Below are 21,285 nucleotides of genomic sequence, written 5' to 3'. Positions count from 1 at the left end.
TCAGGCGGGGTCGGCCAGGTGGCGCATTGCGGAGCCAGGGCGGGCATCGAAGGTCTCGCAGTGGAGCTTCAGCTCGTCGTAGGCTGCCTGCCCCATCAGGGCGACCAGCTCCGCGCGGTTGCTCAGATAGACCGGCTCCCTGCCCTGGTGGGCCTCGGTGTTCGAGGTGCAGTACCAGTCCAGGTCATGCCCGCCTGGCCCCCAGCCGTCGCGGGAGTACTCGCCGATGCTGACCTCGGTGTAGGTCGAGTTGTCGGTCCGGGTGACGGAGCGGAACTGCCGGCGGATCGGCAGCTGCCAGCAGACATCCGGCTTGGTCTCGAGGAAGTCCCGGCCCTGGTTGACGGCGAGGTGGTGCAAGGCGCAGCCCTCACCGCCGGCGAAACCGGGTCGGTTCAGGAAGATGCAGGCGCCGTCGACGACCCTGGTCTTGCGGGCCGGCTGCTCGCCCTCGGCGACGTTCTCAGGATCCTCGAGCTCCACCCAGCCACCGGACTTGGCCGCCTTCTTGAGCTGCCAGGTCTCCGAGGTCAGCTGCTTGACCGCCTTGCGGACTCTCTTCTCGTCATCCTTGTCCGCGAAGTGCGCCCCGAGCGTGCAGCAACCGTCATCCGGACGGTCGGCGTAGATGCCCGGACAGCCCTGGCCGAAGATGCACGACCAGCGCGACGTCAACCAGGTCAGATCACAACGGAAGATCTCGTCGGCGTCGTCGGGGTTGACGAACTCCACGAACGCCCGGGGGAAGGGCAGCAGCACTTCTGGCACGCACACACTGTACGCACCGCTTCCCACGTTTGACGCGGCCGGTGAGAAGCGCGGGCGGATGCGCCCAACGCCTGGTCTCGGGACGTGCCATGGCGCACGGGATACCCGGAAGATGGATGGGCGGCTAGTCTGGATAGCGTGCGTGAGGAGTACACAACCCTGACCGACGAGCCGTCCGCGGACCAGCTGATCAAGGTCCCGGCAGCCAGGGTGGCCCTGTCGACCTCCTCCGTGTATCCCGAGACGACCTCCAGCGCCTTCGAGCTTGCCCGCCGGCTGGGCTATGACGGGGTCGAGCTGATGGTGGGGATCGACTCGGTGGCTGCTGATGTCGACGCCGTCGAGAAGCTCCGCGACTACCACGGGGTGCCGGTGCTGTCGGTGCATGCGCCGTGTCTGCTGATCACTCAACGAGTGTGGGGCTCGGACCCGTGGGCCAAGCTCCGCCGGTCCTGCGAGGCAGCCATCCAGCTGGATGCCGACGTGGTGGTGGTGCATCCGCCGTTCCGCTGGCAGCGCGAGTATGCCAAGGGGTTCGTCGAGGGAGTCCGCGCCTTGCGGGAGGAGACCGGCGTGGCCATCTGTGTGGAGAACATGTATCCGTGGCGCACCCCCGGTGGGGAGCTGAAGGCCTATATGCCCGGTTGGGACCCGACTGAGCTCGACTACGACGAGCTGACCCTGGACTTCTCGCACGCCTCCACCTCCAGCCAGACGTCCCTGGATCTCGCGATCTCCTGGGGTGATCGGCTCCGCCACATCCACCTCACCGACGGCACCGGCTCGATCAAGGACGAGCATCTGGTCCCGGGTCGCGGGGACCAGAACGCCGGCCAGGTGCTGGAGTACCTCGCCGAACGTGACTTCGCCGGTCATGTCGTGTTGGAGATCAACTCGCGCAAGAGCGAGACCCGGGCTCAGCGGGAGGCAGACCTGGCCGAGTCGCTGGCCTTCGCCAGGCTGCACCTGGCTGCGCCGGTCCGTCCCGCGTACGCCGTCGACGGTGGCGGCGTGGCCAGCGCCCTCTGACGTCGGACGTTAGAGTCGGCCTGGACACAGACTCGGGTATCGCCAGGGCTGACGGCTCGACCGTGAGGGTGCTTACCCGCGAGGAGGACTGATGCTTCGACGGGCTCTGCTGGGGCTGTCCCGCAGCGACAAGATCAAGAACCTGGTGGTCAGGCTGCCCGTGACGTCGGGCGTGGTGGCCCGGTTCGTGGCCGGCGAGACCGTAGAAGACGTCGTGTCGGCAACCCGACGGCTGGTCGGGGCCGGGCTTGCGGTCACCATCGACCACCTCGGCGAGGACACCCTGGACCGGACCCAGGCTGAGCGGGTGACGGCGGCCTACCTCGAGCTGCTGTCGCGGCTGGACGAGTCGGCCCTGACCCGCTCCGCCGAGGTCTCGCTCAAGCTGTCCGCCGTCGGCCGGGCGCTCTCGCAGGACGGGGAGAAGATCGCCCTCGACAACGCGCGCAGGATCTGCCAGGCGGCTGACGCGGCGAAGACGACGGTCACCCTCGACATGGAGGACCACACCACCACCGACTCCACCTTGGCGGTGCTGTCCGAGCTGCGGGCCGACTTCCCGGACACCGGAGCCGTGCTGCAGGCCTACCTGCACCGGACCGAAGCCGACTGTCGGGACCTGTCGGGAGCGGGCTCGCGGGTACGGCTCTGCAAGGGCGCCTACAAGGAGCCCGAGAGCGTCGCCTTCCAGGAGCCGGCCGAGGTCGACAAGTCCTATGTGCGGTGCTTGAAGGTGTTGATGGCGGGACGGGGCTACCCGATGGTCGCCACCCACGACCCGCGGCTGATCCCGATCGCGCAGGACCTGGCGAGGCGCAACCGGCGGATGCTGGACAGCTGGGAGCTGCAGATGCTCTACGGCATCCGGCCCACCGAGCAGCAGCGGCTGGCCACCCAGGGCCACACGGTGCGGGTCTATGTGCCGTACGGCACTGACTGGTACGGCTACCTGGTGCGCCGCCTGGCGGAACGGCCCGCGAACCTCACCTTCTTCGCTCGCAGCCTGCTCAGCAAGAGCTGATCTCGCGGGCCTGGGCCGAGCGCGGATGCACCTGCCCTGAACGGTGTCGCCGGCCGTAGGATGCGAACCGGTCGACGTTCTCGAGCTCATCGCCAGGAAAGGATCTGCGTGTCCAGCATGATCAGTACCGTGACGAGCGCGTATGCGCTCAGCCCGCAGGACCGGTCGTCGTTCGACCGGAACGGGTTCGTCAAGCTCCGCCAGGTGCTCGACCCGGACCAGCTCGACCTCTTCGCCCCGGTGATCACCGACAGCGTGATCGACCTCAACACCCAGCACCTGCCGCTGGCGGAGCGGGACACGTATGGCAAGGCCTTCTTGCAGGTGTCGAACCTGTGGCAGCACAACGACCGCGTCGCCGACTTCGTCCGCTCCCCGGATCTGGCCAGGTTGGCCGCCGAGCTGCTCGGTGTCGCCAGTGTCCGGCTCTACCACGACCAGGCGCTCTACAAGGAGCCGGGCGGGGGGATCACCCCGTGGCACGCGGACCAGTACTACTGGCCACTGTCGTCCGACCGGTGCGTCACCGTGTGGGTGCCTCTGCAGGACACTCCGGCGGACATGGGACCGCTGGCGTTCGCCGCCGGCAGCCACCGATTCGAGGTGGGCCGTGACCTGCCGATCAGCGACGAGTCGGAGGCGGAGCTGCAGCGCCTGCTCGCAGAACAGGACTTTCCCCTCGACGACGCCCCGTACCAGCTCGGGGACGTGAGCTACCACCTCGGTTGGACCTTCCACCGCGCCGGCCCGAACAGCAGCAGCAGGCCGCGTCGGGTGATGACAGTGATCTACATGGATGCCGAGATGCGGATCACCGAGCCGGTCAACGAGCACCAGCAGACCGACATCAGGACCTGGATGCCGGGAGCAGCCCCCGGCGACCCTGCCGCCACCGAGCTCAACCCGGTGCTGTACCCGCCCGCCGGCTAGAGCCAGCTCACGTGCGGCGCCACCAGGGTGTAGCCGACGAACGAGACGACATCGAGCAAGGTGTGGGCCACCACCAGCGGTGCGACGCGCTTCCACCGTAGGTAGACCAGGCCGAAGACGGCACCCATGATCAGGTTGCCGACGAACCCGCCGAAGCCTTGGTAGAGGTGATAGGACCCACGGATCAGCGCGCTGCCGAGGATGATCATCGGCCAGCGCCAGCTGAGCTGACGCAATCGGGTGTACAGGTAGCCGATCATGATCACCTCCTCGAGGATCGCATTCTCCGCTGCAGCGAGGATCAGCACCGGCACGGTCCACCAGTTGTCGGCCAGCGCCGCTGCCTGCACCTGGGTGTTGAAGCCGAGGGCCCGGGCGCCCAGGTAAAGACCCAACCCGGGGACACCGATCGCGGCCGCGATGACCAGGCCGAACCAGGCGTCGAACCCGGGACGGCGCAGATCGAAGCCGATCATCCGCCAGGGTCGTGGATGGGTCAGCTGCAGCAGGTAGAGGACCAGCAACACCGCGAACAGCGGGAAGATGATGTTGACCAGCTGGTAGGTGAGGTCGAGCCAGGGCCGGTCCGGGGTGGCCGACTGGTTCAGCGTCGAGGTCTGCTGGCTCAACGGCACGTTCCTGGTCATCCGCTCGATGATCCGCAGGATCGAGTAGACCGCCGACTGGCCCAGCGACAATCCCAGCACGATGACGACCTCGATGGTCAGCCTGCGTCGGGAGGCTTCGGCCTGCGGTACGGCAGGCTCGAGAGCGGTGTTGGACACCGTCTCATCTTGCCCCATCCCGACTCCTCGCCTTCGTCGCGCCGCCCTGTGCCCGCGGTGTCGAGGCCTTCGACGCCGCTGGGTCGAGGGCCTTGGCGCCGCTGTGTCGAAAACTCGACAGAACGCGACTTCTCGAGCCGGAATCGCCACTATTACGTACGGAACTCGACAGAACGCGACTTTTCGTGCGGCGCTCCCGCCCTACGACCTCCCACGACCTCCCCCTGCGAAAACTCGACAGAACACGACTTCTGGAACCGGAATCGCCCCCATCCCGTACGAGAACTCGCGTTCTGTCGAGTTTTCGCAGCTGGGGGGCTGGTTGGCTGACAGAAGTCGCGTTCTGCCGAGTTTTCGCAGCTGCGGGGCTGGTCGGCTGGCAGAAGTCGCGTTCTGCCGAGTTTTCGATCGGGATCGCCTGCCCGCCGGTGGGGGTGGGGCTGCGACAGCAGGGTTGCCGGTCTCGCTGTTCAAACGATTGAGTCGAAAGCCGGGCCGGGCCCTAGGCTTGGCCCATGCGCGTAGGTGTTTTTGGAGCGACGGGCCAGGTGGGTGGCGTGATGCGGACCCTGCTGGAGACGCGTCAGTTCCCGGTATCGGAGATCAGGTTCTTCGCCTCGGCCCGGTCGGCCGGCAGGAAGCTGCCCTGGGGCGACGGCGAGATCGTGGTGGAGGACAGTGCCACCGCGGACTTCAGCGGGCTGGACATCGCGTTGTTCTCCAACGGCAAGGCGGCCTCGAAGGAGACGGCGCCCAAGGTGGCTGCCGCCGGTGCGATCGTGATCGACAACTCCAGTGCCTGGCGGATGGATCCCGAGGTTCCCCTGGTGGTGTCCGAGGTGAACCCGGAGGATGCCGAGAACCCGCCGAAGGGCATCATCGCCAATCCCAACTGCACCACCATGGCGGCCATGCCGGTGCTCAAGCCGCTGCACCAGGCGGCCACCCTGACGCGACTGCAGGTCGCCACCTACCAGGCGGTCTCGGGCTCGGGCGGGGTCGGGATCGCCGAGCTCGACACCCAGCTGAGGGCTGTCGTCGACCGAGCCACGGCACTGGCCTTCGACGGTTCCGCGGTCGACTTCCCGGCACCTGCGACGTACAAGAAGACGATCGCCTACAACGTCCTGCCACTGGCCGGCAGCCTGGTCGACGACGGGTCGGGCGAGACCGACGAGGAGCAGAAGCTCCGCAACGAGTCCCGCAAGATCCTGCACATCCCCGACCTGCTGGTTGCCGGCACCTGCGTACGGGTGCCGGTCTTCACCGGCCACTCGCTGGTGATCCATGCCGAGTTCGCCGAGCCGCTCAGCCCCGAGCAGGCGACGGCGCTGCTGTCCGACGCACCGGGGGTGGCGCTGATGGACATCCCGACCCCCCTCGACGCGGCCGGGCAGGACCCCAGCTATGTCGGCCGGATCCGCGCCGACCAGTCCGCCCCGGCGGGCAGAGGCCTGGTGCTGTTCATCTCCAATGACAACCTGCGCAAGGGGGCCGCCCTCAACGCGGTCCAGATCGCCGAACTGGTGTCGCAGCGTCTGGTGCGCCAGTGACGGAGGGTCGGCTGCTGGCCGTCCTCGGGGCGGGGGTGATGGGGGAGACGGTGCTGTCCGGGCTGCTCCGGGCAGGTTGGACCCCCGACCAGATCATCGCCACCGACCGTCGACCCGATCGACAGCTCGAGCTGCACGAGGCTTACGGCGTACGGATGGTGAGCAACGCCGAGGCGGCCGCTCAGGCCGACACCATCGTCGTCGTGGTCAAGCCGCAGGACATGCGGGCCCTGCTGACCGAGATCGCTCCGGTGCTCAAGCCGGGAGCGCTCGTCGTCTCGCTGGCGGCCGGGGTGGACATCGCCTCAATCGAGGCCCAGCTGCCGGAGGGGACCGCGGTGGTCCGTGTGATGCCCAACACGCCCGCCCAGGTCGACGAGGGGATGGCCGCCATCTCGCCCGGCGCGCACAGCGAGCCGCATCATCTGGAGCGGGTGACGGAGATCCTCTCGGCCACCGGCCGGGTGCTCACTGTCCCGGAGAGCTACCAGGACGCGGTGACTGCGATCTCCGGGTCGGGGCCGGCCTACCTGTTCTTCGTGGTCGAGGCGATGATCGAGGCCGGCGTGCATCTTGGCCTGCCCCGCGACATCGCCACCGAGCTGGTCGTGCAGACCATGCTGGGTTCGGCGAAGCTGCTGCGGGAGACCGGCGAGCACCCCACCGTGCTGCGCGAGCGCGTCACCTCGCCGGGCGGGACGACGGCGGCGGCGATCCGTCAACTCGAGGACCACAAGGTCCGGGCAGCGTTCATCGGAGCGATGGAGGCGGCCCGGGACCGGAGCCGCCAGCTGGCCGAGGACGCGCGTCGGAACGGGTCCGTCTAGTGCCCGCCGGCAGGAGCCAGTTGCTCTACTCGGACGAGCTGACCCGTTACGACTTCGGGCCACTGCACCCGATGGCTCCTGGCCGGGTGCGCAACACCATAGCGCTGGCCCGTGCCCTCGGCGTGCTGGACCGGATGGAGGTGGTCGCTCCGCCCGAGGTCGACCTGGGACTGATCCGGACCGTGCACGACGCCGACTATGTCGAGGCGGTGCAGAAGGCCGAGGTCAACCCCGTGTTCGGGTTGGGTACGTCCGACAACCCGGTCTTTGCCCAGATGCACGAGATCTCAGCCCAGGTGGTGATGGCCACCGTCGCGGCCGCCCAGAGCGTCTGGAACGGTACGACGAAGCGGGCCTGCAACATCAGCGGTGGTCTGCACCACGCGATGCCCCGGAACACCAGCGGCTTCTGCGTCTACAACGACATCGCCGTTGCCATCAAGTGGCTGCTGGCCCAGGGCTGCGAGCGGGTTGCCTACGTCGATGTGGACGTGCATCACGGCGACGGCGTCCAGGCGATCTTCTACAACGACCCGCGTGTGATGACGATCAGCCTGCACGAGACGCCGATGACCCTCTTCCCCGGCACCGGGTTCCCGCATGAGACCGGAGGGCCGGACGCGATCGGTTCGGCGGTGAACGTCGCCCTCCCGCCCGGTACCGGGGACGCCGGCTGGCTGCGTGCCTTCCACGCTGTGGTTCCGGAGGTGCTGCACGCGTTCCGTCCCACCGTGCTGGTCACCCAGCACGGGTGCGACTCGCACTTCTCCGACCCGCTGGCCGAGCTGAACCTCACCATCGACGGCCAACGGGCCTCCTACCTGGCAATGGCGGCACTGGCCGACGAGCTGTGCGAGGGACGGTGGATCTCCACCGGCGGCGGCGGCTACTCCGTACTCAACGTCGTACCGCGGGCCTGGACCCACCTGCTGGGTGTGGTGAGCGGACACCCGGTCGATCCCGACACCGTCATCCCGGAGGCCTGGCGCGACACCATCGGCGACGAGGCCCCGACTGTCATGACCGACCATGCCGACGTCTCGTTCCCGGACGTCTCGTCCGGCTACAACCCTGCCGACCGGCTGGACCAGGCGATCATCGCCACCCGCAAGGCGGTCTTCCCCGAGCTGGGTCTCGATCCCGAGTTCTACTGAGCCAGCACACAAATCGGCGCGTCAGCACCGCCGTGCGCGGGGCCTCAGGCGGGGCGATCCGCTCGTGCGGACGATGACGAGCCCATTTGTGTGCGAGCGGTCAGCGAAAGTCAAGTGGCCGCGCCGGTGTGTCGCCGGATCTTTCGCCGCCGCTTTCCCATTCGTCTCTTTTGCCACTACTCTCACTTCAGCACGTCTACGCGTTGGAGGGGAAGCCAGCGGTGAATCGTGCAGGAAATGGTGTGTGCGCAATGACTGAGGAGTCAAAGCCGGGTGACATCACCCCTATCGGTGGGGGTGACCTCTCCGACGTGAAGTTCTTGACCGTAGCCGAGGTCGCGCAGATCATGCGCGTCTCGAAGATGTCGGTCTACCGGCTCATTCACAGCGGAGAGCTCGAGTCCGCCCGCTTCGGTCGCAGTTTCCGGGTTCCGGAGAGTGCGGTCAACGTCTACCTGAAGAGCTCCTACTACGAGACCGGCTAGCCTCCGCCGCTGATGCGGCCTCTTTCCCACTCCGAACCCCTCGCGATGGGCCCGGCGGCTTTGCCGCGGGCCCATCCCGATGGGGTCCTCCTCCGTGAAGCTGCCTGCCTCGAACCTGCTACGGCGTCTCGAACAGCACGGTGAACGACCGGGCGCCGGGCCAGAGCGCATGCTCGGGCAGGACGTCGAGTCCGCAGGCCCGTGAGCCGAGTCCGTGCTGCGCGTCGTCGATGAACAGGTAGACGTTCTCATTGCGCGGCAGCTCGTGCGGGTGCGGCGCCCGATCCAGCTGCTGCGGTGTGTGCCTGCTCAGCGTGAACCCAGGCCGGTGGCCGGTCCGGTCGGCGGTGGTGCTGAGCCGCAGCACCGCCTTGTTCCCGTCGCCGAGCTCGAGCCATCGCAGCTCCGGCCGGTGCCCCGTCTCCTGCGGCCTCGAGTAGCGCACGCTCAGCTCGTCGATCCCGGCCTGGAACCGACCCACCCGGGCAGCGGCCCTGCTGTCGGCGTAGGCCTCGTTCGGACCGGAGCCGAACCAGGTCGCCTGGCTGACCTCGGTGGGCAGGTCGAAACGGACACCCACCCGGGGCCAGGTGCAGTCCCAGCCCGGCGAGGGAGCGACGTCCACCCGCAGGGCCAGCCTTCCGTCGTGCACGAACCAGCGATAGCTGGTCTCCACGTGCCGGCCGCTGTTCGCCGCACTGACCCTGGTGTGCACCACCAGAGCCTGGTCGCCGACAAGCACCTCCTTGGTCCGGTGCACCAGCCGGTCGAGCCCGCGCTGGCGCCACCGCTGCTCCGAGGTCGGACCTGGCATGCCCTGACCGTCGGTCAGGTCGGGGTCGCCGAGCTCATACGAGCCGCCGGAGCCACCACGGTCGTTGTCGGTGGGGCCGCGCCACAGCTCGAGCCGCGGCCCGGCCACCGTCATCGAGCCGAGCCTGGTCAGGCCGCCGGTGACCGCGTCGAAGGCGGCCTCGAGCCCCGCTGCACCCAGGGTGAGGGTGGCCGTCGTCGGCGCTGCCGGGTTCGGGACCCGAGGCGCGGCGAGCACGGCCGGACGCTGCACCGGCGTCAGCTCGTACTGGCCGCGGGCGACCACATGACCGGCCGGAGCCCAGGGGGAGTCATCGCTCAGCTCGGCTCGGACGGACAGCCAGCTCTCACCGTCCTCGGCCGCGGCCAGCACGGCCTTCGGCAGGGACACAGCCACAGTCTGGCCGGCGGCCAACGGCGGCACCTCGAGGTCGCTCTCCTGCACAAGATCACCGTCCACCTCGAGTACGGCGACGAACCGCAGGTGGTCCGAGCCGACCGAGTGGTAGCGGTTCCTGATCTGCAGGGTGCCATCGTCGGCCAGATCCCCGAACCTGATCGGCTGCGACACCTGGGCGAACTCGGCCAGGCCGGGCGTCGGAGTGTCATCGGGCAGCACCATCCCGTCCATCACGAAGTTGCCGTCGTGCACGACCTCGCCGAAGTCACCGCCGTAGCCGTAGAACTCGGTGCCGTCCTCGGTGTGGGTCAGCAGGCCGTGGTCGCGCCACTCCCAGATGAAGCCGCCGTGCAGGCGTGGGTAGGTCTCGGTCAGTGCGTCGTACTCGCTCAGGGCTCCCGGCCCGTTGCCCATCGCGTGCGCGTACTCGCAGAGCAGGAACGGCTTGCTCCGGACCCGCTGCCCCTCGGCTGGGCCGCAGTTGAGCACGGCACCGCTCTCACCACCGATGTTGGCGGTCTCGATCAGGTTGGAGTACATCCTGGAGTAGACGTCGGTGTAGGCACCGGTGTAGTCGCCCTCGTAGTGGACCGGCCGCCCGGTGTCTCGACCGTGCACCCACTGCGACATGGCTGCCAGGTTCCGGCCGGTGCCCGACTCGTTGCCCAACGACCAAATGATCACCGACGGGTGGTTCTTGTCCCGTTCGACGGTGCGTTCGATCCGGTCCAGGTAGGCCGACTCCCAACGCGGGTCGTCACTCGGGTTGCCAACCCAGTCCAGGTAGGCGAAGCCGTGGGTCTCCAGGTCGCACTCGTCGATCACCCAGAAGCCCAGCTCGTCGGCCAGGTCGAGGACCCGCGGGTGGGGGGGATAGTGGCTGGTGCGGATCGCGTTGACGTTGTGCTGCTTCATCAAGATCATGTCGGCGCGGGCGTGAGCCTCGTCGAAGGCGCGGCCGCGGACCGGATGGGTCTCGTGTCGGTTCATCCCGTGGAAGACCACTCGGCGGCCGTTCACGGTGAAGATGTCGCCGTTGATCTTGACCGTGCGGAAGCCGAGCCGAAGGGTCACCTGCTCACCTGTAGACGTCAGCTGAGCCTCATACAGCCGTGGCGACTCCGCGCTCCACGGTTCGACGGAGTCGATGATGATGGGCTCCACGTCGGCTGCCGACGACCAGCTGACCTCCACCTGCAGCTCGGGGATCGTCACCGTGACCGGGTACGCGGCATCCGGGGCCGTGATCTCGGTGGTGATCGTTCCCTTGCCGCTCTCATGATCAAACTCGGCCGACACCCAGACGTCGTCGATGCCGCCGGCGGGCCGGCCGACCAGGGTGACATCACGGAAGATGCCGGGCAGCCACCACTGGTCCTGGTCCTCGAGATAGCTCATCGAGGACCACTGGTGCACCCGGACGACGAGCACGTTCTCGCCGGGCCGGAGCGCGTCGGTGACGTCGAACTCCTGAGCCAGCCGGCTGCCCTTGCCGATGCCGATCTCGGTGCCGTTCAGCCAGACGCGGTAGACCGACTCGACGCCGTCGAAACGCAGCGCAACGCGTTCGGTGTCCCAGTCCGGCAGCTCGAAGGTCCGTCGGTGGTCGCCGGTCGGGTTCTCGTCGGGGACGAACGGCGGATCGATGGGGAAGGGGTACTGCACGTTGGTGTACGCCGGTCGACCGTAGGCACCATCGCCCTTCAGCACCCAGTGCGATGGCACCGGCAGCAGGTCCCAGTCGGCGTCATCGAAGTCGGGTTCGGCGACGGCGTCATCGGCCACCTTGTGTGAGGGCCAGAGCTTGAACCGCCAGTCGCCGTTCAGACTGAGTCGCGGCGCGTCGGAGTGCAGCCAGGAGCGGGCCGGTAGCCGCCTTCCTGAGCCGGGGGTGAAGTCTTCGACATAGGAGGTAGCGGTCATGGCACAGGAGTGTACGTGAACGATCACGCTCCTGGCCACGTGCAACTGCTGCCGGCACCCGCCGGCTGGCGGACGGCGGCGCTGATTCGCGCCGATCCGGCCCTGGCTAGTAGCATTCGGGAGTTGTCCGGCGCATTCCGTGCTGGGCGTTGTCAGGCAAAACATTCAGATTGTCCGGGTCACAGAGCGGCTCGGTAGGTCGAGAGGTCGCATAACGTGGGTTCGGTCATCAAGAAGCGTCGCAAGCGGATGGCGAAGAAGAAGCACCGCAAGCTGCTGAAGCGCACGCGTATCCAGCGGCGCCGCGCGGGCAAGTAGCCTTCACTCCAGAAGGCTCGCACCGATCTGGAGGCCCAATGGCACGTGTTGTCCTGGTCACCGGGGTGTCACGTGACCTTGGGGCCCGTTTTGCGCGCGCCCTTGCCGCTGTAGACGGCCACGAGGTCATCGGTGTGGATGTGGTCCCGCCCCGTCACGATCTGGGTGCGGCCTCCTTTGTGCGCGCGGACATCCGCAATCCGGTGATCAGCAAGGTGATCACCGGGCGAGGGGTCGACACCGTCGTGCATATGGCGGTAGTGGCGACCCCGGGCAGTGTGGGTGGCCGGTCGTCGATGAAGGAGATCAACGTCATCGGCACCATGCAGCTGCTCGCCGCCTGTCAGAAGGCCGAGTCGATCCGCAAGCTCGTGGTGCAGAGCTCGGTCAGCGTCTACGGGGCGTCGCCGCGGGATCCGGTCCGGTTCACCGAGGAGATGTCGGCCCGGGTGCAGCCTCGGACGGGCTTCGGCAAGGACTCGGTGGAGATCGAGACCTATGTACGCGGGCTGGCCAGGCGTCGGCCCGACGTCGTCGTCACCACCCTTCGGCTGGCCAACCTGATGGGGGCCGGTGTGGACAGCCACGTGACCCGCTATCTGTCGCTGCCGGTCGTGCCGAAGGTGATGGGTTTCGACGCCCGGCTGCAGTTCCTGCACCCCAGTGATGCCGTCACCGCCTTGCTGTTGGCGACCGAGCTGGACATTCCCGGCACCTTCAACGTGGGTGCGCCCGACATCGTCACCCTGTCCCAGGCGCTGCGGATGATGGGCCGTCCGAGTGTCGGTGTGCTGCATGAGATCGCCCCGGTGGCGGTCGGACTGTTCCGCCAGGCGCGGCTGGTCGACTTCTCTGCCGACCAGATCGACGCCCTGACCTACGGCCGGGCGATGGACATCTCGCGGTTCACTGAGGCGACCGGCTTCAGGCCGAGGTATTCCTCCCGCGAGGCGCTGGCCGAGTTCGTAGCCTTGGCCAAGCCCGGCGTGCTGGCCGTTGAGCGCGTGGATCACGCTCTGCACCTGCTGGCCCGGGTGCTGTCGCCCGAACGAGGGAACTCCCGTGCCTGACCCCGAGATCGTCCAGCTCGGCAGTCGCGGTCCAGCCGGTCGGGGCAGCAGGTCCGCGCCATCGGCCGCTGCGCGCGGGTTGGCCGGTCCTTCCCGCCGGCCCGGGCGGACGCCGCGTGCGGTCGAGCCGGCCAACCAGCCGGCCAATGGAGCCGCACCTGCTGAGCTGGTGGCAACGGACGCGACCGCGGCGAAGCAGGCCGCCGCCCGAGAGTCGGCGGCCGCAAGGAAGACAACCGACACGAAGCCGCCGGCGAAGAAAGCGCCCACCACGAAGGCGCCCACCACGAAGGCGCCCACCACGAAGGCGCCCGCCACGAAGGCGCCCGCCAAGAAGACACCCGGCACGAAGGCGCCGGCGAAGAAGGCGCCCGCGAAGAAGCGCCCGGCCGAGGAAACCGAGGCGGAGCAGCCGTTGCCTCCGGGGATGACCGGGCCGGCTGGCGTCGAGGAGCCCGCCCGCCAGGTCTCGGCTGCCGACAGCGTGCCCATCGACCACGAGCCCCCGCCGACCTGGTCCGAGGCCGGCCCGCAGCACGATGATCAAGATTACGGTCCCCCGAGGCAGTTCGATCTGGCCATGCTGGTGGCAGAGATCGCCCGGATGGCCTCAGGAGTGCTGGAGGGTGCCCGAGCGTTGCCGGTGGAGCAGGTCCGGCAGTTCGCAGCGGACCCGTTACGCGGGGTGATGGCGCTTGCTGAGTCACTCGGTGTCGACTGGGAGCAGTCGCTGGACCAGGCGGTCGAGTTCGCCCGCACGCGGCTGAGTGGTGACTACGCCGTCGACGAGTTCGGCTTCGATCCGGAGTTCACCGAGAAGATCTTCCTGCCGATGCTGCGTCCGCTGGTGCAGCACTGGTTCCGGGTCGAGGTTCGCGGCATGGAGAACGTGCCGACCAGTGGACCCGCACTGCTGGTGTCCAACCATGCCGGCACCCTCCCGTTGGACGGGATGGTGCTGCACACCGTGATCTATGACGAGATCGCCCGGCATGTCCGGATGCTCGGCGCCGACCTGATCTTCAAAACGCCGTTCTCCCATGATCTTGCCCGCCGGACCGGCACCACGCTGGCCTGTCAGGAGGACGCCGAGCGGCTGCTCGACGCGGGTCAGCTCGTCGCGGTCTTCCCGGAGGGGTTCAAGGGACTCGGCAAGCCGTACGCCGACCGCTACAAGCTGCAGCGGTTCGGTCGCGGCGGTTTCGTCTCGGCTGCGGTGCGCGCGCAGGTGCCGATCATCCCCGTCTCGATCGTGGGTTCGGAAGAGATCTTCCCCCTGATCTCCGGGCTGCCCGGTCTCGCCCGAGCTCTCGGGCTGCCCTATTTCCCGGTGACACCGCTGTTCCCCTGGTTGGGGGTGCTCGGGATGATTCCGCTGCCGTCCAAGTGGGTGATCCAGTTCGGCGACGCGATCGCCACCGACGAGCTGCCACCTGGAGCGGCCGAAGACCCGATGATCGTCTTCAATGTGACCGACCAGGTCCGCGAGACGATCCAGCACACTCTGTACGCGCTGCTGATGCAGCGCCGGAGTGCCTTCTTCTGATGTATCCCGTGCTGGCGTTGATCTTGGTCGCGTTTGCCGGCTTCCTGATGGTGACGATGCGGCTGGTCTCGCGGCGGGTGGCCCGCTCGGGACAGCGGGAGCTCATCTCGGGTTTCGTCCACCTCGGGGCTGCAGGGTCTGCGCTGCTCGGGGTCGTCGTATTGGCGACCGGGTTCTGGCGGTCGGCGTTCGCGGCGAACCTGGGGGTGGTGGCGCTGTTCGCCACCGCGGTGTATTTCGTGCTGGCCGCCGTGCTCACCGGCCGACGCGATGGGCAGGAGTAGACGCACCGCCTGGGTCGGTTGTCCAGCAGGCCAAGGGGTCAGTGCCGCAGGTGCCGACGCACGGCCAGGCCGGCGGCGACGGCTCCCGCCGAGGCGCCGAACGCGCCGGCGCCGAGCAGCCCGAGGCGTACCGCCCGGCGCCCCGTCCGGTAGTCCCGGATCTGCCAGCCCAGCTCCTCGGCGTGCTCCAGCAGCCTGCTGTCGGGGTTGATGGCGCACGGGTGCCCCACCTGGCTGAGCATGGGCAGATCGTTGAACGAGTCGGAGTAGGCGAAGCAATGGGCAAGGTCCAGACCGTGCAGGTGGGCCAGCGCCCGTACGGCGTCGGCCTTGGCCTGACCGTGCAGCAGCTCGCCCTCCAACCGCCCTGTGTAGACGCCGTTCACGTTCTCGGCGACGGTGCCGAGCGCTCCGGTCAGGCCCAGTCGTTGGGCGATGATGGTCGCCACCTCGACCGGCGCCGCAGTCACCAGCCACACCTGCTGGCCGACGTCGAGGTGTGACTGGGCGATCGCCCGGGTGCCCGGCCAGATCCGGCTGGCGATGGACTCCTCGTAGATCTCGTTGCCGGCGTCCTGCAGCTCGGTCACGGTGTGACCCTTGATGAACGCCAGACTGGCGTTCCGGGCGTCCTCGATGTGCTCCGGTTTCTCCCGGCCCACCATCCGGAAGTAGACCTGAAGCCACAGGCCTTTGAAGATGAGCCGGGTCGGGAAGAAGCCGCGTCGGTAGAGACCCTTGGCCAGGTGGAACAGGGAGGCACCCTGGACGATCGTGTTGTCCACATCGAAGAACGCGGCCGCCTGGGGGTCGGGGCGGATCAACGGATCGGGTTCGGGCAGCTCCTCAGCGAGCTCGGCCGCCGGCTCACCGTCGGCGCGAGGCTCGGTCTCGGGGGCGCTCATGGCCCCACCCTAATGCCCGCACGGATCGCGCTTGCCGGGTTCGGTCGCACCTGTCGCCGCGGACCGGCGGTGCTCGCCCGTCGGTTGCCCCGCTGTGCAAGACTCGACCCCGTGACGATGGAGCGGGGTGCGGTCGGTGCTTCGGAGTCGGTGCCGGACTTCACCAACGTGGCCCAGCTGGTCGGCTGGAACGCCGAGCTGCGGCCGGCGGAGACCGCACTTGTTGACCTGACCGCAGGTCGCCGGGTGCTGACCTGGGCCGAGCTCGACCGACGCGTCAGCGCGGTGGCGGCCGGTCTGGCGGCGCGCGGTCTGGTCGCCTCGCATCGGGTCGCGGTGTGTGGACCGAACTCCCTCGAGTATGTCGTCGCCTACTTCGCTGCCCTCCGGGCCGGCTTCGTCGTCGTACCGATCAACCCCGAGGCCGGCCTCGACGAGAAGGTCCGGATGATCGCCGACAGCGGCGCCCGGCTGCTGTTCGGTTCGGTCGACCACGAGCTGCCTGAGGTGCGCAGGGTGGCCCTGACCGAGCAGGGGCTGGCCGAGCTGGAGGTCCGCCCGGGTGACCTGGTCGTCTCGCCGCAGGACCGCGAGGCGCTGGCCGTGCTGTTGTACACCGCAGGAACCTCCGGCGAGCCGAAGGGTGCGATGCTGACGCACCGCGCGCTGCTGGCCCACGTTCACCAGATCGGCCGGCTCCAGGTGGTGTCCAGCTCCGATCGGGTGCTCGCCTTGTTGCCGCTCTTCCACGTCTTCGGCCTGAACGCCGTCCTCGGCGTCTCCGTGTCCGCCGGGGCGACCCTGGTGATCATGGATGCGTCGGCCGGCGACGTCTTCGCGGCGATCCGGGACGAGCAGATCACCAACCTGCCGCTGGCGCCGTCCGCGCTGTACCGGATGCTGCAGTCCGATGAGCTGGTGAGCCCGCTCGGCAGCGTACGGACCGTCGTCAGCGGTGCCGCCCCGCTGCCGGCGGCGCTGGCGGCGGAGTTCCAGCGGCGGACGGGTCTCAAGGTCGAGCAGGGCTACGGTCTGACCGAGGCCGGGCCCGGGGTGGCGACGACCTTCGGTGTGGAGCTGTTGGGCGCCGGGCATGTCGGGCGGCCCCTGCCCGGCGTCGAGGTCCGGATCGGTGACGGTCGCGACGAGACCGAGCCGGGTGAGATCTGGATCCGGGGCGACAACCTTTTCTCGGGTTACTGGCCTGATGGCCAGGGTGGCCCCGGCCGGGACGGCTGGTTCGCGACCGGAGATGTGGGCTACCGGACCGGCGAGGACCTGTTCTTGGTCGACCGGGCCCGCGAGCTGATCCTGGTCTCTGGGTTCAACGTCTATCCCGCCGAGGTCGAAGGGGTCATCGCGGCCGTGCCGGGCGTCGACTCGGTCGCCGTCGTCGGCCAGCCGGTGATCGGTGGCGGTGAGCGGGTGGTGGCATTCGTCGTCGGTGCTGGGGTCACGATCGAGCAGCTGAGAGACCACTGTGCTCAACGACTCGCCCCGTTCAAGCGGCCGAGCGAGATCCGGCTGGTCGACGAGCTGCCCCGCGGGGCGACCGGGAAGGTCCGGAAGGGGGCGCTGCGGCAGCTGCTCGCGGTGCCAGGAGCCGATGACTGAGTCGGCGGACCGTCGGCCCCGGGTGCTGGTGCTGACCCGGCCGGGATGCCATCTGTGCGAGGACGCCGTCGCGATCATCTCGGCCATCTGCGCCGAGACCGGCGACCGGTGGGATGAGCAGGACATCACCGGCGATGCCGAGCTGACCCGCCGCTACACCGACCAGGTCCCGGTCACCTTCGTCGACGGGGCTCAGCACGACTACTGGCGGGTCGACCCCGCCCGGCTGAGGGCGGCCCTGACGCGCTGACCGCCGAGCCGCCGCGCGGCCGAGCCGGGTCTCTGGAAGAGTTGTCCCGGCAGAGCAGTCGACACCTTCAGGAGACCCCATGCAGCGGATGGCGCAGATCATCGGACTCAAGGCCGAGGAGATCGAGCGGTACAAGGAGGTCCACGCGGCCGTCTGGCCCGAGGTGCTGGCCACCATTGCACGCTGCAACATCCGGAACTACTCGATCTTCCTGCGAGAGCCGGAGAACCTGCTGTTCGCGTACTTCGAGTACCACGGCGACGACTATGCCGCCGACAGTGCGGTAATGGCGGCCGACCCGAAGACGCAGGAGTGGTGGAAGATCACCGACCCGATGCAGCAGCCCCTGTCAACCTCACCCGAGGGCGAATGGTGGGCGCCGGCCGCCGAGGTCTTCCACGTCGACTGAGTCCAGTCCGGGTGCAGTGGCACCCTTCGCGCAGCGGCAGCGGTCGCCCTTTCGACAGGCTCACGGTGCGCAGGTGTGCGTCTGCATAGTGCCGCTGTGAGATCGTTTGTGCACAGGTTCACAAACTCCTAAAGTGGTGATGTTCGCTCATTCATCGAGAGGGGTGGACGCCGCACCTGCGGCCTTCAGCCAGGAGAACCGTGACCCGGATCGCGCCGACGACCACCAAGGGCATTCCTGAGGCAACCATTGCCCGGCTGCCGGTGTATCTCCGCGCTCTGGCCAGCCTCGCCGACCAGGGGATCGCGACGATCAGCAGCGGAGCCCTGGCCGAGGCCGCCGGCGTCAACTCGGCCCAGCTGCGCAAGGACCTCTCCTATCTCGGCTCGTACGGGACCCGGGGCGTCGGCTACAACGTCGAGTACCTGCGGTTCCAGATCGGTCGCGAGGTCGGCTCCGCGCACGAATGGCCGGTCATCATCGTCGGGCTCGGCAACTTGGGCACCGCCCTGGCCAACTACTCCGGCTTCTCGTCCCGTGGCTTCCGGGTCGTCGCTCTGGTCGACTCGGCCCCGGAGCAGGTCGGCCGCTGGATCCACGGTCTGACGGTCTCGGCGCTCGACGACCTGGAGCAGGTGGTCGCGTCAACCGGCGCCGCGATCGCTGTCATCGCCACCCCGCCAGGGGCGGCCCAGGCGGTCTGTGACCGGCTGGTCGGCCTCGGCGTCACCAGCATCCTGAACTTTGCCGCGACCGTGCTGGTCGTGCCGGAAGGAGTCAATGTGCGCAAGGTGGATCTCGGGCAGGAACTGCAGATCCTCGCCTACCACGAGCAGCGCAAGAGCGACGACCCGCGGGTCTTCGACGGGGCGTACGCGGCCGAGGTGACTCCGGCGTGAGCATTCTCGTGGTCAGCGTCTCGCACAAGACCGCCTCGATGGAGATGCTCGCCCAGGTCGCCATGGACACGGCGGGCACGGCCAAGCTGACCGACGACCTGATCAGGTCCGAGCATGTCGACGAGGTCGTGGTCCTCTCCACCTGCAACCGGACCGAGATCTACAGCAGCGTCTCGCGGTTCCACGGCGGCCTGGACGATGTCATCGCCTCGTTCGCCGCCTTCACCGGCATCGACGTCGAGGACCTGCGCAGCCGCTGCGCGGTCTACTTCGACGAGGGAGCGGTGGCGCACACCTTCGGCGTCGCGGCCGGGCTGGACTCGATGGTGGTCGGTGAGAGCCAGATCCTCGGCCAGGTCAGAGCAGCGCTGACCCACAGCCAACAGCTCGGCACCGTCGGCACCGTGCTCAACTCCCTGTTCCAGCAGGGGATCCGGGTGGGCAAGCGGATCCACACCGAGACGGCGATCGGGTCCTCCGGCCGTTCCCTGGTCACTGCCGCGCTCGACCTGCTCACCCACGACCATGGTCCACTGGCCGGTCGTCGCGTGGTGGTGGTCGGTGCGGGGTCGATGGCCAGCCTGGCCGCCCGCTGCGCCGCGGCCGAGGGCGCCGCGGTGACCTGCGTCAACCGGACCCTGGTCAAGGCACAGCGGTTGGCCGGGGCGATCGGCGGCCGGGCGCTGCCGATGACCCAGCTGTCGAGCGCGCTCGCCGAGGCCGACGTTGTGGTCGCCTGCACCGGCGCCCGCGATGTGATCCTTACCCCCGGCCTGATGGCCGGCACCTCGGCCGCGGCCGTCATCGACCTGGCGTTGCCGGCGGACGCCGACCCGCGGATCGCCGAGCTCGGCATCTCGGTGATCAACCTGGAGCGGCTGCTGGACGCCGAGTACGACTCCGCGACCGCGGCAGAGGTCGCGGCGGCCCGGGAGCTGCTCCGCACCGAGGTCACCGACTTCCTCGGCCTGCGTCGGGCGGCCCAGGTCGCCCCCACCGTCATCGCACTGCGGTCGATGGCCTCCGAGGTCGTCGCTGCCGAGATGGCGAGGCTGGACGCTCGGCTGCCCGGGCTGGGGGATCGGGAGCGCGAGGAGTTCCACCGTTCCGTCCGGCGGGTGGTGGACAAGCTGCTGCACCAGCCCACGGTGCGGGTGCAGGAGTTCGCCGCCGACCCGGAGGCGGTCGACTACGCGGCCGCGCTCCGTGAGCTGTTCGCGCTGGACCCGCAGGCGGTGGCAGCGGTGATGTCACCCGAGGTCAGGGCCTGATGCGGCCGATCAGGATCGGCGCCCGGACGTCCCCGCTGGCCAGGGCCCAGGCGGACCATGTCGCCGCCCTGCTGCGGCGGGCGGGCGCCACGACGACGTTCGTGGGCATCACCACCCGCGGTGACACCGACCGGCGGCACCTGACCGAGATTGGCGGCACCGGGGTCTTCGCACAGGCGGTCCGCGAAGCCCTGCTGGACGGCTCGATCGACGTCGCCGTGCACTCCCTGAAGGACCTGCCGACAGCGCCGGTCGAGGGTCTCAGCGTAGCGGCCGTACCGGCACGCGAGGACACCCGCGACGTGCTGGTGGGTTGCCCGCTCGGCGAGCTCAGAGACGGGGCCAGGATCGGCACCGGAGCACCGCGGCGCGAGTTGCAGCTGGGCGACTACGGGCGCGAGCGCGGCCTGCGGCTGGACATTCGACCGATCCGCGGCAACGTCGACACCCGGCTCAACCTGGTCCGCTCCGGGGAGCTCAACGCCGTCGTCCTGGCCGCTGCCGGGCTGCGTCGGCTGGGCCATCTCGCCCCGACCGCGGACGGCTCGACTGTGGTTGAGGTCGCCGGCTTACGAGCCGAGCTGCTGTCGCCGGAGGTGATGCTTCCGGCACCCGGTCAGGGGGCGTTGGCGCTCGAAATTTCGAATTCTCTCAGCCGGGACGTGGCTGGCCTGGTGGCGACCCTCGAGGATCCCACTGCGCGGGCGGAAACCATTGCAGAGCGGGCTTTCCTGGCCACTCTCGAAGCTGGCTGCACTTCACCGGTGGGTGCCCGTGCAATTGTCAAATCGGTCCGTGGTACAAGTCTCGATTTGACTCTTGCGGCTGTAATTGGGAGAACCTTAGGGAGCAACATCACCGAACCGGTTGATTTGGCCCGCTCGATCCGAGTCAGAGCTTCCGAAGTTGATGCAAATCCCCTCGCGCTGGGTACAGAACTGGCGCGCGAGGCGCTCCGCGAGTTTCAGCAGGACGAGTTTGAGCAGGACCAGGCACGACCCTGAGCGCCCCGCTCGGGTGAACAACTGAAG

21 protein-coding genes are annotated in these 21,285 nt (G+C 68.6%); 17 read left to right on the top strand and 4 right to left on the bottom strand.

The genetic code is table 11. The features are described from left to right. Window positions 1-768 (bottom strand): DUF3109 family protein, encoded by a 768-nt coding sequence (locus tag JOE57_RS06625; protein ID WP_204916947.1) that lies wholly within the window; start codon window positions 766-768, stop codon window positions 1-3. A gap of 189 nt (window positions 769-957) precedes the next feature. Between JOE57_RS06625 and JOE57_RS06620 the strand changes: the two genes are divergently transcribed. From JOE57_RS06620 to JOE57_RS06610, 3 genes are all read left to right on the top strand, one after another. Next, window positions 958-1,797 (top strand): TIM barrel protein, encoded by an 840-nt coding sequence (locus tag JOE57_RS06620; RefSeq protein ID WP_204920281.1) that lies wholly within the window; start codon window positions 958-960, stop codon window positions 1,795-1,797. 91 nt (window positions 1,798-1,888) lie between these two features. Then, entirely contained in the window at window positions 1,889-2,818 is a 930-nt protein-coding gene (locus tag JOE57_RS06615; RefSeq protein ID WP_204916946.1) for a proline dehydrogenase family protein, read from the top strand. Between the two features lie 129 nt (window positions 2,819-2,947). Then, window positions 2,948-3,748 (top strand): phytanoyl-CoA dioxygenase family protein, encoded by an 801-nt coding sequence (locus JOE57_RS06610; protein ID WP_338041196.1) that lies wholly within the window; start codon window positions 2,948-2,950, stop codon window positions 3,746-3,748. Here JOE57_RS06610 and JOE57_RS06605 read toward each other — a convergent pair. Then, window positions 3,745-4,551, bottom strand: coding sequence for a CPBP family intramembrane glutamic endopeptidase (locus JOE57_RS06605; RefSeq protein ID WP_204916945.1), 807 nt, complete (start codon window positions 4,549-4,551; stop codon window positions 3,745-3,747). The two genes, JOE57_RS06610 and JOE57_RS06605, sit on opposite strands and share 4 nt — an antisense overlap. 497 nt (window positions 4,552-5,048) lie before the next feature. On the opposite strand from JOE57_RS06605, the gene JOE57_RS06600 reads away from it, so the two are divergent. The 4 genes from JOE57_RS06600 (at window position 5,049) to JOE57_RS06585 (ending at window position 8,552) form a co-directional block, all read left to right on the top strand. Continuing rightward, the gene (locus JOE57_RS06600; protein WP_204916944.1) at window positions 5,049-6,086 is read left to right on the top strand and encodes an aspartate-semialdehyde dehydrogenase; all 1,038 of its coding nucleotides are present in this window, start codon (window positions 5,049-5,051) and stop codon (window positions 6,084-6,086) included. 38 nt (window positions 6,087-6,124) lie between these two features. Further along, window positions 6,125-6,913, top strand: a complete 789-nt coding sequence (gene proC, locus JOE57_RS06595; RefSeq protein ID WP_239579263.1) for a pyrroline-5-carboxylate reductase — start codon at window positions 6,125-6,127, stop codon at window positions 6,911-6,913. A 20-nt stretch (window positions 6,914-6,933) separates the two neighbouring features. After that, entirely contained in the window at window positions 6,934-8,067 is a 1,134-nt protein-coding gene (locus tag JOE57_RS06590; protein WP_239578864.1) for an acetoin utilization protein AcuC, read from the top strand. Window positions 8,068-8,318: 251 nt separating this feature from the next. Further along, complete coding sequence (locus tag JOE57_RS06585) at window positions 8,319-8,552, top strand: helix-turn-helix domain-containing protein (RefSeq protein WP_204916942.1); 234 nt, start codon at window positions 8,319-8,321, stop codon at window positions 8,550-8,552. A 118-nt stretch (window positions 8,553-8,670) separates the two neighbouring features. On the opposite strand, the gene JOE57_RS06580 is transcribed toward JOE57_RS06585, so the two are convergent. Beyond that, entirely contained in the window at window positions 8,671-11,688 is a 3,018-nt protein-coding gene (locus tag JOE57_RS06580; RefSeq protein ID WP_204916941.1) for a glycoside hydrolase family 2 TIM barrel-domain containing protein, read from the bottom strand. A gap of 216 nt (window positions 11,689-11,904) precedes the next feature. Here JOE57_RS06580 and JOE57_RS06575 point away from each other — a divergent pair, with 216 nt between their 5' ends. The 4 genes from JOE57_RS06575 to JOE57_RS06560 are packed head-to-tail and all read left to right on the top strand — an operon-like array spanning window position 11,905 to window position 14,906. Then, a complete protein-coding gene (locus JOE57_RS06575) occupies window positions 11,905-12,006 on the top strand; it encodes a 30S ribosomal protein bS22 (protein WP_042842924.1) in 102 nt (33 codons plus the stop codon). A gap of 38 nt (window positions 12,007-12,044) precedes the next feature. Then, window positions 12,045-13,076, top strand: coding sequence for an NAD-dependent epimerase/dehydratase family protein (locus JOE57_RS06570; RefSeq protein ID WP_204916940.1), 1,032 nt, complete (start codon window positions 12,045-12,047; stop codon window positions 13,074-13,076). Beyond that, entirely contained in the window at window positions 13,069-14,622 is a 1,554-nt protein-coding gene (locus tag JOE57_RS06565; protein ID WP_338041195.1) for a 1-acyl-sn-glycerol-3-phosphate acyltransferase, read from the top strand. The genes JOE57_RS06570 and JOE57_RS06565 overlap by 8 nt, the downstream gene beginning before the upstream one ends. Further along, window positions 14,622-14,906 (top strand): hypothetical protein, encoded by a 285-nt coding sequence (locus tag JOE57_RS06560; RefSeq protein WP_204916939.1) that lies wholly within the window; start codon window positions 14,622-14,624, stop codon window positions 14,904-14,906. Before JOE57_RS06565 ends, JOE57_RS06560 begins: the two co-directional genes overlap by 1 nt. Window positions 14,907-14,944: 38 nt before the next feature. On the opposite strand, the gene JOE57_RS06555 is transcribed toward JOE57_RS06560, so the two are convergent. Beyond that, complete coding sequence (locus tag JOE57_RS06555; protein WP_204916938.1) at window positions 14,945-15,811, bottom strand: HAD family hydrolase; 867 nt, start codon at window positions 15,809-15,811, stop codon at window positions 14,945-14,947. A 117-nt stretch (window positions 15,812-15,928) separates the two neighbouring features. On the opposite strand from JOE57_RS06555, the gene JOE57_RS06550 reads away from it, so the two are divergent. From JOE57_RS06550 to hemC, 6 genes are all read left to right on the top strand, one after another. After that, entirely contained in the window at window positions 15,929-17,425 is a 1,497-nt protein-coding gene (locus JOE57_RS06550) for a class I adenylate-forming enzyme family protein (RefSeq protein ID WP_204920277.1), read from the top strand. Next, entirely contained in the window at window positions 17,418-17,675 is a 258-nt protein-coding gene (locus tag JOE57_RS06545) for a glutaredoxin family protein (RefSeq protein ID WP_204916937.1), read from the top strand. The genes JOE57_RS06550 and JOE57_RS06545 overlap by 8 nt, the downstream gene beginning before the upstream one ends. 79 nt (window positions 17,676-17,754) lie before the next feature. After that, window positions 17,755-18,084, top strand: a complete 330-nt coding sequence (locus JOE57_RS06540; protein WP_204916936.1) for an L-rhamnose mutarotase — start codon at window positions 17,755-17,757, stop codon at window positions 18,082-18,084. A 200-nt stretch (window positions 18,085-18,284) separates the two neighbouring features. Beyond that, entirely contained in the window at window positions 18,285-18,983 is a 699-nt protein-coding gene (locus tag JOE57_RS06535; protein ID WP_204916935.1) for a redox-sensing transcriptional repressor Rex, read from the top strand. Then, entirely contained in the window at window positions 18,980-20,254 is a 1,275-nt protein-coding gene (locus JOE57_RS06530; protein ID WP_204916934.1) for a glutamyl-tRNA reductase, read from the top strand. The genes JOE57_RS06535 and JOE57_RS06530 overlap by 4 nt, the downstream gene beginning before the upstream one ends. Then, window positions 20,254-21,258, top strand: coding sequence for a hydroxymethylbilane synthase (hemC, locus tag JOE57_RS06525; RefSeq protein WP_204916933.1), 1,005 nt, complete (start codon window positions 20,254-20,256; stop codon window positions 21,256-21,258). The genes JOE57_RS06530 and hemC overlap by 1 nt, the downstream gene beginning before the upstream one ends. Window positions 21,259-21,285: the final 27 nt, after the last annotated feature.

This window comes from Microlunatus panaciterrae (assembly GCF_016907535.1).
Taxonomy (GTDB): Bacteria; Actinomycetota; Actinomycetes; order Propionibacteriales; family Propionibacteriaceae; genus Microlunatus; species Microlunatus panaciterrae.
Note: the sequence above shows the minus strand (reverse complement) of the source record. Positions and strands in the feature narration are given on the sequence as shown.